Source organism: Stenotrophomonas sp. KH_029, from assembly GCF_057839765.1.
In genome coordinates this window covers 462,269-476,048 of sequence record NZ_CM174498.1, presented here as the reverse complement: position 1 = coordinate 476,048, position 13,780 = coordinate 462,269, and the positions used below count along the sequence as shown (strand labels likewise).

Below are 13,780 nucleotides of genomic sequence, written 5' to 3'. Positions count from 1 at the left end.
CCTTGCTCCGGGTTGGCTTACTTGCCCGGCTGTGCGCCACTGCCGGACGCGGCGCCCTGCTGGGCGGCCACGTACGACTTGTATTCGTCCGGGGTGAGCTGGCCATCCTTGTTGGTGTCGGCCTGGTCGAACACCTGGGTCAAGCCGGCGTTGACCTGCGCTTCGGGCTTGCTGATGTTGCCGTTGCCATCGGTATCCACGCTGGCCCAGGTCTGGCCGCCACCACCGCCACTGGCCTGGGCCGAGGCCTGCGCGGCGGCACCGGCGGCCGAATCGGCGGCATCACCGGCCTGGGCGGCGGCCTGTTCGGCCTGCGCGGCCTGCTGCTGTGCCTGCGCGGCGCTCTGCTTGGCCGTCTGTGCCATCGCCGGAATGGCCAGCACGCTGCCTGCGGCGACGATCAGGGCGATCAGGGGCTTGCGGTTGCGAATAGTCATGGGTGGTCTCCTGGATGGTGGTGTCGCACGGTTCGTTGTTTCCGCACGGCCTCCACCCTGCCAGCCCGTTTGTGAATCGACATTGCGCCGCGATCGGCCTGCCCACGCGGCCTTAACCACCTGCGCGAGTACGTGCATTACCGCCTTGGTTAGGGCCAGGTGAGCGCAACGTAATACGGCCATTCAACCGGCGCGGATTTAACCGGATGCAAACGTCCTACGCGTCGTCGCTGGCGTTTTTTTCGCCTGAGCGCGAACTGAACAACAGCCAGCCCAGCGACACGCCGGCCAGCGCACCGGCCACTTCCAGCACTACCCGCGAGCCCAGTTCGTTCGGATCGTGGATGCCGGCCAGGAACAGCCGCGCATACAACGGCGACTCCAGCCGCATGATGCCCATGTAGAACAGTTTCCAGCTGTCGATGCCGGCCGCGCCGATCACCGCGATCACGCAGGCCCAGCCGATCGCATGGCCTGCCGACCAGCCGGCCCAGCGGCATACCCGGTGCCACAGCGCATACACCAGCAGCCCGAGCAGCAACGCGATCAGCCCCGCTTCCAGCGTTCCCAGCAATCCAAAATGCAGCGGCAGGTTCATCGTGGTCCGATCAGGCGGTCAGGCCGCATTGTAGCGGTGCACCGCGCCGGGCCGCGGCGCGCTCAACGCACCGGGACGTCGTAGGCGGTGTGCGGCGACGGCTCCGGGCTGAGGGTGTAGTGCCACCACTCCAGCGGATAGTTCTTGAAGCCCTGCCGGGCCATCGCCTGGCGCAGCCGCTGGCGGTTGTTGTACTGGTCCGGGGTGATGTCCGGCGCGTCGGTATGCGCGCGCGGGCCGAAGAAATCGAAATCGGTGCCCATGTCCAGCGCGGTGCAGCTGCCGCTGCGGCAGTCCAGCAGGGTCAGGTCGACGGTAGCGCCGCGGCTGTGGCCGGAGCTTTCGGCGATGTAGCCGCCCAGCAGCGCGGTTTTTTCCAGCCCGGGGTACTGCCGTGCCTTGCGCGACTGCTCCAGCGGATCGTGCGCCCAGTCGACGAAGGCCTGCACCGATTGCGCCGGGCGGTAGCAGTCGAACAGGCGCAGGCCATAGCCGTTGGCGCGCAGGTCGGCATCGACCGCGGCCAGCGCCTTGGCTGCCGAGGCCAGCAGGAAGCACTTGGGCGCCTCGTAGCCGGGCACCGGCCGGCCGGTGAAGTTGTTGCTGCCGGCGTAGCGCATGTCCAGATCGATATCCGGGGCCAGGCTGCGGATGTCGACCATCCCGGCCTGGGCGGTGGTGCGCACCAGCGCGATCTGCACCGGCTGTGCCGCGGCGATGCCGGCGGCCGACCACAGCAGGGTGCTAAGGACAATCGCCGCTACGGGTGAAGTGCAGGTCCTGGTAGTCATAACTGAAGTCGATATCCGGATCGATCGCGGCAAGCGCGAGGGTGGTCGGGTTGCCCGGCTGCACCTGCAGCCAGGGTTCTGCATCCGCCCCGAGGGTATCCCACTGCACCAGCCAGCGCGAACCGAGCTGCATCACCGTGCCGCGCAGGGCCGGGGATTTGTCCACGCTCAGGCGCAGCCGCCCGCCGTCCATGCAGACGCTGGCCGGCCCCAGCCAGGGATCGACGTAGCGCCCCTGCCAGGCGGCGGTGGCCGCGGCGGTGGCCGGTTGCCGCGCGCGGGTGTCCGGCCGTACCTGGCCGGCCGCGTGGCGCTGGTCGCGTTCGGCCGCCAGCTGGGCGGCATAGTCGAGCACGCCAGCGGCCGCGCCCGGCGCGGCGTAGTGCTTCAGCGCGGCCTGCATCAGCGCGGTGCGCGCCTGCTCGGCCTCGCCGTTGATCAGGATCACCACCCCGGTGCGGCGGTCGGGCAGCAGGGCCAGCGAGGAGTACATGCCCGACAGCGTGCCGGTATGGGCCACTTTCCACTGCCCGTCCATGTCCGACAGGCGCCAGCCGTAGCCGTAGGCGGAGAAGTGCGCGTTGTCCCACCGCCGTTGCCGCTCGCCGATCGGCATCGGCATGTGCGCGGTCCACAGCGCGCGGCGCTGGGTGTCGCCGAGCCAGCCGGGCACCAGCGCCGGGTCCAGCAGCACCTGCATCCAGCGGGTCATGTCGTTGAGGCTGCAGCGGATGCCGCCGGCGGCCATCGAGGCCAGGTCCGGGCTGAACGACGCGTCGGCGGCGGTGACCACGTTGCGGCCCTGGCGCCGGGTATGCGGCTGGGCCACATTGCCCACCGCGCGCACCGACCAGCGGCCGGCCTGGCAGCGGGTCATGCCCAACGGGATGAAGATTTCCTCGCGCAGCAGCTGGTCGTAGGGCTTGCCCGCGGCGGCGGCGGCGACTTCACCGGCCACCACATACATCAAGTTGTCGTAGGCATAGCCGCTGCGGAAGCTGGTGACCGGCTTGAGATGGGCCAGCCCGGCGATGATGTCCTGGCGGGTGAAGGCATTGGGTTCGGGCCACAGCATCAGATCGCCGGCGCCCAGGCCCAGGCCGCTGTTGTGGATGAGCAGGTCGCGCACCTGCATCTGGGTGGTCACCCACGGGTCGTACATGCGGAACTGCGGCAGGTGTTTGACCACCGGGTCGTTCCAGTCCAGCACGCCGCGGTCGACCAGCCGCGCCAGGACGGCGGCGGTCATCGCCTTGCTGTTGGAGGCGATCTTGAACAGGGTGTCGGCGTCGATGGCCTCACCGCTGCCGGCGATACGCTCACCGCGCGTGGCCGAGAACACCGGCTTGCCGTCTTCGACCACGGCCATGGCGATACCGGGCAGCTGCGCGTGCGCGACGGTCTGGTCGAGCATGCGGTTGAACAGCACCGTGCGCTCGTCGGTGTCCGGCACGGCGGCGGAGGCCGGCAGCATCGCCAGCATGCAGGCCAGCGCGCAGGTGATGCGGTGGCGGTAAGCGTGGGCTGGCGATGCAGCGGGCATGTCGGGTCCCTTCAGCGCAGGCGCCCTGCCATGACAGGGCGCCTGCCGTGATGCAGCGCACCGGCCAGCGGCCGGGCGCTGCGCTGGATCAGAAGTTCCAGGTCGCCATCAGCTGGGTGTAACGCGGCGCCTGCCAGCGGGTGCCGGTGTTGAAGGTGTTTTCGCGTACCTGACCGGGCTGGCTCTCATAGCGCTGGTGCACGTTGACCACGGTCTGGTTGTTGAACAGGTTGTACACCGACAGCCGCACGCTCAGGTCCACGCCCTCCACCGGCAGGCGCCAAGTCACATTGGCGCCCATGGTCCAGGTCCAGGGCAGGCGCCCGAACGCGCCGCGTGGCGAGTATTCGAACTGGCGCTGGCTGTAGGGGCCCGAACAGTTGGCCACGCACAACCAGCCGGTGCCGCCGCCGCTGCCTTCGCTGGAGGTACTGCCACCGGCGACGGTGTCGTTGGGCCACATCACGCCGAAGGCGGTGATCGGGCCACCGGACTGCACCTGCAGGGTGGTGCCGAACGACCACTGTTCGTTCAGCGCATAGGCGGCGCGGAACTTGAACTGGTGGCGGAAGTCGTTGAACAGCACGCCGTAGCGTTGGTTGTTGGAAGGGTGGTCCCAGTGCTGGACCATGCCGGTATCGCCGTAGTTGGTATCGGAGTTGACCGGCCCCTCGAAGTTGCCGTCGCTGCGCGACCACAGGTAGGACGCATTGAACATCCACTTCTCGTCCCAGGCGCGGTCGATCTGCAGCTCCAGTGCCTTGTAGGTGCGCTTGGGCTTGGAGTAGCCGACCACCTCGCCGCTGCCGCCCTTGCGATAGCCGCTGTTGGCGGTATCGATGGTGATCCAGCCTTCCTCGGCGCAGCCGATGCTGGAGTCGCCCCAGATGGTCAGGCTCTCACCCGGGTTGGCGATCGGCCACAGCGTGCTCGGGGTCGGCCCGCACGGGGTGTAGTTGATGCGCATGTCATCCAGCGCGCGGGTCATGCTGCGGTAGGTCGCGTTGACGCCCCACGACCAGGCCTGGTTGATCATGGACTGGAAGCCGAGGATGTACTCGTCCTGGTAGACCGCCTTGAGGTCCCGGTCCACGCTCTGGCGCAGATCGGCCGCCCCGGTATTCATGCGGGTGTCGACCGGGCCGATCTGCTGGCCGATGACCGGCGCCATGTACGGCGCGCCGGTGATCGGATTGGCCTGCTGCTGCCAGCCATCGAGCACGTAGTAGGAGTATTCGTCGGTGAGGCCGCCGGCGAAGTTGACGTTGATGTTGTTGGTGACCGGCAGGTAGTAGCGGCCGGCATTGCCGAACAGCTTGGTGCTGCCGTCGCCCTTCATGTCCCAGGAGAAGCCGAAGCGCGGGGCGATCAGGTCGTCCATCTTGATGAAGGCATCGCCATCGGCGGTGCGGTTCTCGAAGCGGTCCCAGCGCACGCCCAGGTTGAGCATCAGGTTGGGGGTGATGTTCCAGATGTCTTCCAGGTAGAAGGCATTGGCTTCGGTCTCGAAGGTGCCGCCGGAAACCCGGTTGCGCCCGCGCAGCATCTCGGTGACGCCGGCCGGTACGTAGGCGCCGGCACCGTCCCAGACTTCATCGCCGGGGCGGGCGACATAGGCGGTGTAGCTGAGCTGGGTGGGCCCGGGATAGCGGGTGGCCTGCTTGGTGGTCATCAGCTCGCGGTCCACGCCGAAGCGCAGCAGGTGCTGCCCGAGTTGCCATTCGAAATCCAGCCGGGCCACTTCGCGGGTGTCATCGCGCTCGGCCACGGCCGCGCCGGTGGGATGGCAGCCCGGCCGCAGGCCGTTGAGTTTGTACAGCCGCGAGGCGTAGGTGCTGTCGGTGAACACCGGGCTGCAGGCTTCGTCCAGCGAGGAGCGGGTGAAGGCGCGCTGGTTGTTCTCGCCGACCATGGCGCGCGCGGTGAAGGTTTCGCCGAAGTGGCCGGTGTAGGCGGCCGACCAGTTCCTGCCACCGCTCTCGGTGACCGAATCGCCACCGTAGGCACCGATCTCGGCATCGTCCCAGTCGTAGTTGTAGGACGCGTTGGTGACCTCGCCCTCGTCGGAGAACGCCAGCAGGGCCAGGCTGTGGTTGTCGGTGATGTTCCAGTCCAGCTTGGCGCCCCAGAAACCGTTGTCGGCCTTGTTGTCGAACCAGGTCAGCGCGTCGGAGGAGGTGTTGTGGCCCTTGTCGCTGCGGTCTTCGTACATCGCAAACAGGAACAGCTTGTCCTGCACCAGCGCGCCGGAACCCCACACGTTGGTCTTGAAGAAGGAGTTGTCGTCGCGGCTGGCATAGGAATGGGCGGTGCCGTCGCGGTGGAAATGGTCGCGCCCGCTGGAACGCCAGGCGCTGGGTTCGGCGGTGACTTCGATGCCGCCCTGCAGTTCGTTGCTGCCCGAGCGGGTCACCGCGTTGATCACCCCGCCGGTGGAGCGGCCGAACTCCACCGAATAGCCGCCGGTCTTGACCTGGAACTCGTTGAAGAAGGCGAACGGTGCGCTGGAAAAGCCGCGCCGGGTATACATGTCGGTGACGTTCAGGCCGTTGATGAAGACCGCGTTCTCGGCCACCGACGAACCGGCGAAGGACAGCCCACCGAACGACGAATTGCCGCCGACCACGCCCGGGGCCAGCAGTGCCACCGCCGACAGGTCCTGGGCCACCGGCAGGCGCGAGATCTCCTGCCGGTTGACGTTGAACGAGGTCTCGGTCGAGTACACATCGACCCGGTTGATGACACGGGTGCCCACCACCTGCAGTGCATCCAGGTTGACCACCCCGCCGCCGCCGGCCAGGTTGACCGTGGTGGTGCCGCCGACCGCCACGCTGACCGCGACCGGTTCGCCGAGCGCCTGCCCGTCGCGGCTGAGCTGCAGGCGATAGTCGCCGATCGGCAGCTGGCCGAGGCGATAGCTGCCGTCGGCGTTGACCGTCACTGTGCGGGTCAGGCCGGTGCCGGTGCTGATCACGGTGACCTGGTCACCGGCCGTGGCCCGGCCGGCCACCGCCCCGCTGACATTCTGTGCCGAGGCCAGGGTGGGCAGCAGGCTGCCCAGACAGACACCCAGTGCGGCATACAGCGCCGCCCGCTTCATACGATGTGCATTCATTCCCTGCTCTCTCCTGCAGATATGGAATCGTGGATACCGCCGTTTACCGCGTGGCCTCCAGTGGCACGATGCGCGACTGGAAGTCGTAGTTCCATTGGTCGAAGTACAGGTTGCCGCCGGACCATTCGGCCTCGCCCCGCTGCGAATCCACCGTGTCCGAACGGTCGTGCCGCTTGGCCGGCACCAGCGGCTGGGCGTAGTCGTCGTTGAAGGCGATGCGGTAGGCATCCAGCCCGCCCAGGTAGAAATCGCGCAGCGCCGGCTGCGGGCTGTCCAGGCGGCCGGTGGTCACGTCCATCGGCACCCAGCCGTACGGCGCCAGGTACACCGCGCCCCAGTCGTGCAGGTTGTTGTAGCCCACCGCATCATCGGAATAGACCATGCCCGACTGCCAGCGCGCCGGAATGCCGTTCAGGCGCAACAGGGCCATCAGCAATAGGGTCTGCTGGCCGCAGTCGGCATGGCCGGCGTGCAGCGCGTAATCGCTGATGTTGGAGAGGGTGGAGTACTCGCGCGCGCCGCCCCAGGGAATCTGGTCCACCGCGTCGAACAGCCTGGCCACGATGCGGTAGGGGTGGGTTTCATTGCCCACCACGCGCTGCGAGAACGCGCGCAGCGCCGGGGTGAACTGGATGTGCGGCGCGCGCTCGGCCAGGTAGGGCTGCAGCGCCGGGTCCCGGGGCGTGGGCAATACCTTGGCCGGGTCGATCGGGATGTGCCGCGCGTACACCGTGACCTGGTAGCGGATCTGGAACTGGGTCGGCGTGCCGGCCACTGCCTTGCGCTCCAGGTAGGCGGTGCGCTGCAGGGTGGCGTCCGGGGCGATGCGTGCGCCGGCCGGGGTGCTGGCGATCCACTGGATATCCTGCTGCTGGCCGGGGATGGCGCGCGGGTACGGAATCCAGGCGCGGATGGTCTCACCGGCCGGTACCGCGTCGGCCTTGACCACCAGCGACTGGGTCACTTCGACCCGGCGCGGCACCACGCTGCTGCCACCACTGGCGCGCGCGGCGGCGACGATTTCTTCGTGGTGCGGGCCAAGATGTTCGTAGGGACCGTCCTTCGGCAGCGGAGCGTCGGGCGCGCGCCGCGCACGGGCCTGGGCGCTGACCCGGAACAGATTGGACGGCGCGCGCTTGAAGTAGCGGCGCTGGCCATTGATATCCAGGTGTTCGATCAGGCCGGCGGCATCCCAGCGCGCGAATTCGTCCTCGCGCAGGTCCGGAATCTGCCGTCGCAGCTGCGCCTTGGCCGCCTCGGCATCCAGGCTGAAGTCCAGCCGCATGCGACGCATGCGTTCGCGCTGGAAGGCGTAATCGCGCCGCGCGGCGTCATCCAGCGCGGGATCCTGCAATGCCGCGGCGATCTGCACATCGGCGGCGGCGAAGGCACCGCGGTCGATCTGCGCGACCAGCGCCGGCAACGGCGTGGCTGCACCGGCGCACAGCGGCGCCAACGCCAGCAGCAGGCAGGCCGCGGCGCGCCGAGGGGCGGTAGGCAAGGAACGCGGTTTGCGTGCAGCAGGATCCACGGCGACACTTCCCAAGGTGCGGGTGGTAATCGCTGTGTAACACGGGCCTGAGAGCCGGTCAATAATTTATTCTTGCTTTCGCTGAAAAAAGGAATAAATATTCCTGACGCTTCCTGAGGAGGGTGACCGCTTGATGATCCTGGCTTCCCCCCACCGCCGTGCGCGGTCCCCGTGGCTGGCACGCGCGCTGTTGAGCGCGCTGCTGGCCGCCACCACGGCAGGCAGCTGGGCGCAGGTGCCGGTCGACGCCGATGTCGGCGGGGTGATCGGCCTGCGCGAGGCCTACCTGGAGCCGGCGTTCTGGGCCGCGCGGCTGCCCGACCCGGACCGGGTCATCCTCGACCGCGCCGGCATCGATGCGCAGAACGCGCGGATGCGTGCCCACGACCGCTCCATCCACGACCTGCGCGCCCTGCCCGCACAGCTGCCGCGTGCGCAGGTGCTGGCGCAGATCCAGGCGCTGTCGAAATGGCCGGACAAGGCCACGTTCGGCCAGGACGGTGCGCCGATCGCCCCGGCGCAACGCAGCGCGGCCATCACCAACCTTGCCCTCGACGCCATCCCCGCGCAGCGGCCATTGCAGTACGGCCTGGTCACCCACCGTGCCGCGCTGCGCGCCTTCCCCACCCCGCTGCGAGTGTTCACCACCCGGGGCGACACCGATATCGACCGCTTCCAGGAATCGGCGCTGTTCCCCGGCGATGCGGTGGCGGTGCTGCACGAAAGCGCGGATGGGCAATGGTGGTTCATTACCAGCGAGCGCTATTCGGCCTGGATCGAGAAACGCTTCGTCGGCATCGGCGATGCCGCCACCGTGCTGGGCTATGGCCAGCGCGGGCCGTACCGGGTGATCACCGGCGCCACCGCGTACACCGCCTACACCCCCGAGCAACCGCGCGTGTCGCGGCTGCAACTGGACATGGGCGTGCGCCTGCCGGTGCTGGCCGACTGGCCGGTGGAGCAGACCGTCAACGGCCAGCAGGCGCACGCCGGCTACGTGCTGCAGCTGCCGGTACGCAACGACGACGGCAGCCTGGCGCTGGTCCCAGCGCTGCTGCCGCGTTCGCAGGACAGCGCGGCCGACTACCTGCCGCTGACCCCGCGCAACCTGCTCGCCCAGGCCTTCAAGTTCCTCGGCGAACGCTATGGCTGGGGCCACGACTACGACACCCGCGACTGCAGCGGCTTCGTCTCGGAGATCTACCGCAGCTTCGGCGTGCTGATGCCGCGCAATACCAGCGCGCAGGCGGTCAGCCCGGCACTGGACCGGATCGCCTTCGCGCCGGAAGACGGCAAGGCCCGGCGCGACACCGCGGTCGGGCAACTGCAGGTCGGCGACCTGGTCTACATCCCCGGCCACGTGATGGTGGCCATCGGCCATCTGGACGGCCGCACCTGGCTGATCCACGACACCGCCGGCGGCAGCTGGTCCGGCGCCGGCGGCAAGCGCGTCCAGGCCCACCTCAACGGCGTGTCGGTGACCCCGCTGGAGCCGATGATGGCCAGCGACACCGTCAGCTACGTCGACCGCATCACCAACATCCAGCGCATCCGGCCACAGACCCCTGAATGAAGATCACCGACATCGAACTCGGCATGCTGCGCGTGCCGCTGAAAACCCCGTTCAAGACCGCGCTGCGCACCGTGGACACCGTCGAGGACGTGGTGGTGCTGGTACGCACCGACAGCGGCCACACCGGTTACGGCGAGGCCGCGGCCACCGCGGTGATCACCGGCGACACCCACGGCTCGATCATCGAAGCCATCGACGGCTTCATCAAACCCCGCCTGATCGGCCAGGACGTGGCCAACCTCAACCACGTCTGCGCGCTGATCCAGGGCTCGCTGGAGCGCAATACCAGCGCCAAGGCGGCGGTGGAGATCGCCGTCTACGACCTGTGGGCGCAGCTGCACAACGCCCCGCTGTACCGCATGCTCGGCGGTGGCGACCCGGTGATCACCACCGACATCACCATCAGCGTGGACTACATCGACAAGATGGTGGCCGACTCGCTGTCGGCGATCGACCGCGGCTTCGAGTCGCTGAAGATCAAGGTGGGCAAGGACATCGGGCTGGACATCGAGCGGGTCAAGGCCATCCACGCCGCCGTACAGGGCCGCGCCCTGCTGCGCCTGGACGCCAACCAGGGCTGGACCGCCAAGCAGGCCGTGCATGCCATGCACGCGCTGGAGGAAGCCGGGGTGGTGCTGGAACTGCTGGAGCAGCCGGTCAAGGCCGCCGACATCAGCGGCCTGAAGTACGTCACCGACCGGGTCAACACCCCGGTGATGGCCGATGAAAGCGTGTTCAACCCCGGCCAGGTGTTCGACCTGATCCAGCAGCGCGCCGCGGACATCATCAACATCAAGCTGATGAAGACCGGCGGGCTGTCCAACGCCATCCGCATCGCCGACATCGCCGCCATCTACGGCGTCCCGTGCATGATCGGCTGCATGATCGAATCGAGCATCAGCGTGGCCGCCGCCGTGCACCTGGCCGTGGCCAAGAGCGATGTGATCACCAAGGTGGACCTGGACGGCCCGTCGCTGGGGCAGTTCAACCCGGTCACCGGGGGCGTGAACTTCAACGAGTCGGAAATCACCATCAGCGATGCGCCGGGGCTGGGCATCACCGAGGTACGCGGGTTGGAGATGATCAAGCCGCAACGGTGGTGAGCGTTGTATCCGCCTCGCCGGTCGCCTACGGTAGCGCCACGCCATGCGTGGCTGCCGTTCGCGCAATCCCACCTGCCGCAGCCGCCCATGGGGTGGCTCTACCGGACCTGATGCCCCACCCATGCCGCCCCTGGTGAAAATCCGCTCCGAGCGTGACCACATGTCGGCGATCGAACGCCGCATCGCCGACTTCATCCTCGACAACGCCCACCTGCTGCGCGACTACTCTTCCCAGCAACTGGCCAGCGCGCTGGGCATCAGCCAGTCCAGCGTGGTCAAGTTCAGCCAGAAGCTGGGCTTCAAGGGCTACCCGGACCTCAAGTATTCCATCGGCGAAGCGGTCGCCCGCGCCGGCAACGACCCCGCCACGCGCCCGCCCACTCCGGCCGCGACCGACGACTACGCCCAGATCGCCGAGCGGCTGCGCCTGAGCAAGGCCGCCGCCGAGGAAGAAACCCGCCTGGCCAACCCGCAGGCCGACGTCGAGGCCATCGTCCAACTCATCGACAGCGCGCCCAAACTGTTCGTCTACGGGCTCGGCGATGACGGCCTGTATGCCCGCGAATTCGCCATGCGCCTGTCCCTGCTGGGCATGCTCACCGTGCACCACGCCGACCCGATCCTGATGATGGCCAACCTGTCGGCGGCGCGCCCCGGGGACGCGATGCTGGTGTTCTCCGAGTTCGGCAAGCTGCCGCAGCTGTTCCAGCTCTCCCGTCAGTTCCAGGACATGGGCGGCAAGGTGGTGTCGATCACCCGGCACAGCGCCAACCCGCTGCGCGCCCATGCCGATGCCAGCCTGGTGCTGTGCGCGCACGACCCGGCGCCGCACGTGGCGCAACTGCTGTACCGTTCTTCATTGCAGTCCCTGCTGGACTTCGTCTTCGTGCTGCTGTGCCACGCCAACCCGGACCGCCACCGCCAGCTCGGGGTGAACCTGGAACGGATCGAACACCTGATCGATACCTGATTGCCGGAGTAAACGATGCTGCCGTTGCTGCGTACCGCCCTCGCTGTCACCGCATTCGCTGCCGCACTGCCCGCCGCTGCGCTCACTCCCCTGCCACCGATGGCAATCAGCCAGCAGGCCATCGTGGTGGTTACCGACAGCTGGGATGCCACCCAGGGCCGGCTGCAGGCCTATGAGCGCAAGGGCATCGACGGAGCCTGGCGCCCGCACGGCCCTGCCTTCACCGTAGCCGTTGGGCGCAACGGCAGTGCCTGGGGCATCGGCCGTGCGTCGCTGCGCAACCAGGGGCCACAGAAGAAGGAAGGCGACGGGCGCAGCCCCGCCGGTATCTTCGAGATCGGCCCGGCGTTCGGGTACGCACCAAAGATCGCCAGTGCCATGCCCTACCAGCCGATGACGGCCACCCACTACTGCATGGATGTACCCGGTTCGCGCTACTACAACCGCATCGTCGATGCCCGGGACGTCGGCACCGCCGCAGTGAAAGGGTCCACCGAACCGATGCGGCTGGACCTGCACAACAAGGGCGATGTGCGCTATCGCGAGGGCTTTGTGATCGAGCACAACAGCAGCCACACCCCTGGCGCCGGCAGCTGCATCTTCGCCCACCTCTGGCGCACGCCGGGCGAGGCCACTGCCGGCTGCACGGCCATGCAGCCCCGGCACATGAAGGCCCTGCTGGCCTGGCTGAAGCCGGATACCCGCCCGGCATTCGTCCTGCTGCCGAAGGACGAGTACGAGCACCTGCAGTTCGCATGGCAGTTGCCGGCCCTGACGGGAGCGAAGCGTTGAGCGCCCCGGCCGAACCGCAACTGGAACGCGCAGTCAGCCGCTGGCAAATCGTTGGGCTGTCGATCAACGATGTGATCGGCAGCGGCATCTACCTGCTGCCCGCCGCCACGGTCGCCCTGCTCGGGCCCTTCAGCCTGTGGGGCGTGGTGGCCGCCGGTGTCGTGGTGGCGCTGCTGGTGCTGTGCTACGCGCAGGCGGCCAGCTACTTCGACGAGCCCGGCGGCAGTTACCTGTATGCGCGCGAGGCGTTCGGGCGGTTTGCCGGCTTCGAGATCGGCTGGATGATCTGGCTGACCCGGATCAGCTCGGCGGCTGCGCTCAGCAACGCACTGGCCGATGCGGTGGCGCGGTTCTGGCCATGGGCCGGCCACGACATCGGCCGGGTCGCGATCATCGTGGTGTCGCTGGGCTTCCTTACCGCAGTGAACGTGGCCGGGGTGCGCTCGGCTGCACGCACCGGGGTGATCCTGGTGATCGGCAAGCTGCTGCCGCTGCTGCTGTTCGTGGCGATCGGCGCGTTCTATGTGGACCTGGACCTGGCTTTCTCGGGCGTGCGCCCGGACCCGCACGACCTGCAGCGCATGGGCGAGGCGGCACTACTGCTGCTGTACGCCTACGCCGGCTTCGAGAACATTCCCGCCGCCGCCGGCGAGTACAAGAACCCGCGCCGCGATATTCCCTTCGCGCTGATCACCATGATCATCACCGTCACCGTGATCTACGGCGCGGTGCAGTTCATCGCGCAGGGCACGCTGGCCGGGTTGGCCAGCTCGCCCACGCCACTGGCGGACGCGGCCGCCAGTTTCGGCGGGGTTGCGCTGGCGCTGATCCTCACCGTGGGCGCCACCATCTCCATCCTGGGCACCAACAGCAACACCATGATGATGGGCCCGCGCTTCCTGTTTGCGTTGGCCCGCGATGGCTACGGGCCGAAGATTCTGGCGCACGTGCATCCGCGTTTCCGCACGCCGGCGGCGGCGATCGTCACCCAGGGCCTGATCGCGCTGGCGCTGGCGCTGTCGGGTTCGTTCGTGCAGCTGGCGCTGCTGTCGATGACCACGCGCCTGTTCGCCTATATCGGCACCGCCGCGGCGGTGATCGTGCTGGCGCGTCGCTTCGCCAACCGGCCCGGTGCGCTGAAACTGCCTGGCGGGCCGTTGATTCCGGTACTGGCGCTGCTGCTGTGCCTGGCGCTGTTTGCCAGTGCCAGCTGGCAGAACATCGCCGCCGCCGGCATTGCCTTCGCCGTGGGCGCGGTGATCTACCTGCTGCCGCGCAAGGACCAGGTGCGCTGACCGGTGCGCGGGTGGATGGCACTTGATGTGTC

At 68.2% G+C, this 13,780-nt stretch carries 11 protein-coding genes; 5 read left to right on the top strand and 6 right to left on the bottom strand.

Annotated elements, in window-relative coordinates; all coding sequences use genetic code 11:
- Positions 1 to 17: 17 nt before the first annotated feature.
- The 6 genes from AC3ITM_RS02135 to AC3ITM_RS02110 form a co-directional block, all read right to left on the bottom strand.
- Positions 18 to 437, bottom strand: a complete 420-nt coding sequence (locus tag AC3ITM_RS02135; protein ID WP_489268057.1) for an EF-hand domain-containing protein — start codon at positions 435 to 437, stop codon at positions 18 to 20.
- A gap of 217 nt (positions 438 to 654) precedes the next feature.
- A complete protein-coding gene (locus AC3ITM_RS02130; RefSeq protein ID WP_228887369.1) occupies positions 655 to 1,035 on the bottom strand; it encodes a hypothetical protein in 381 nt (126 codons plus the stop codon).
- A 62-nt stretch (positions 1,036 to 1,097) separates the two neighbouring features.
- Positions 1,098 to 1,826: a M15 family metallopeptidase gene (locus AC3ITM_RS02125; protein WP_489268055.1), complete on the bottom strand. Its 729-nt coding sequence runs from the start codon at positions 1,824 to 1,826 to the stop codon at positions 1,098 to 1,100.
- On the bottom strand, positions 1,780 to 3,309 hold the full coding sequence (locus tag AC3ITM_RS02120; protein ID WP_489270005.1) for a serine hydrolase: 1,530 nt from the start codon (positions 3,307 to 3,309) through the stop codon (positions 1,780 to 1,782). The genes AC3ITM_RS02125 and AC3ITM_RS02120 overlap by 47 nt, the downstream gene beginning before the upstream one ends.
- A gap of 148 nt (positions 3,310 to 3,457) precedes the next feature.
- Positions 3,458 to 6,484: a TonB-dependent receptor gene (locus AC3ITM_RS02115; RefSeq protein ID WP_489268053.1), complete on the bottom strand. Its 3,027-nt coding sequence runs from the start codon at positions 6,482 to 6,484 to the stop codon at positions 3,458 to 3,460.
- 43 nt (positions 6,485 to 6,527) lie between these two features.
- Complete coding sequence (locus AC3ITM_RS02110) at positions 6,528 to 8,015, bottom strand: transglutaminase-like domain-containing protein (protein ID WP_489268051.1); 1,488 nt, start codon at positions 8,013 to 8,015, stop codon at positions 6,528 to 6,530.
- Positions 8,016 to 8,148: 133 nt separating this feature from the next.
- Between AC3ITM_RS02110 and AC3ITM_RS02105 the strand changes: the two genes are divergently transcribed.
- The 5 genes from AC3ITM_RS02105 (at position 8,149) to AC3ITM_RS02085 (ending at position 13,748) form a co-directional block, all read left to right on the top strand.
- Positions 8,149 to 9,588: an SH3 domain-containing protein gene (locus AC3ITM_RS02105; RefSeq protein WP_489268049.1), complete on the top strand. Its 1,440-nt coding sequence runs from the start codon at positions 8,149 to 8,151 to the stop codon at positions 9,586 to 9,588.
- Complete coding sequence (locus AC3ITM_RS02100; RefSeq protein ID WP_489268047.1) at positions 9,585 to 10,691, top strand: dipeptide epimerase; 1,107 nt, start codon at positions 9,585 to 9,587, stop codon at positions 10,689 to 10,691. The genes AC3ITM_RS02105 and AC3ITM_RS02100 overlap by 4 nt, the downstream gene beginning before the upstream one ends.
- Positions 10,692 to 10,812: 121 nt before the next feature.
- Positions 10,813 to 11,661 (top strand): MurR/RpiR family transcriptional regulator, encoded by an 849-nt coding sequence (locus AC3ITM_RS02095; RefSeq protein WP_489268045.1) that lies wholly within the window; start codon positions 10,813 to 10,815, stop codon positions 11,659 to 11,661.
- Positions 11,662 to 11,676: 15 nt separating this feature from the next.
- Positions 11,677 to 12,453 (top strand): L,D-transpeptidase family protein, encoded by a 777-nt coding sequence (locus tag AC3ITM_RS02090; protein ID WP_489268043.1) that lies wholly within the window; start codon positions 11,677 to 11,679, stop codon positions 12,451 to 12,453.
- Complete coding sequence (locus tag AC3ITM_RS02085) at positions 12,450 to 13,748, top strand: APC family permease (protein WP_489268041.1); 1,299 nt, start codon at positions 12,450 to 12,452, stop codon at positions 13,746 to 13,748. The genes AC3ITM_RS02090 and AC3ITM_RS02085 overlap by 4 nt, the downstream gene beginning before the upstream one ends.
- Positions 13,749 to 13,780: the final 32 nt, after the last annotated feature.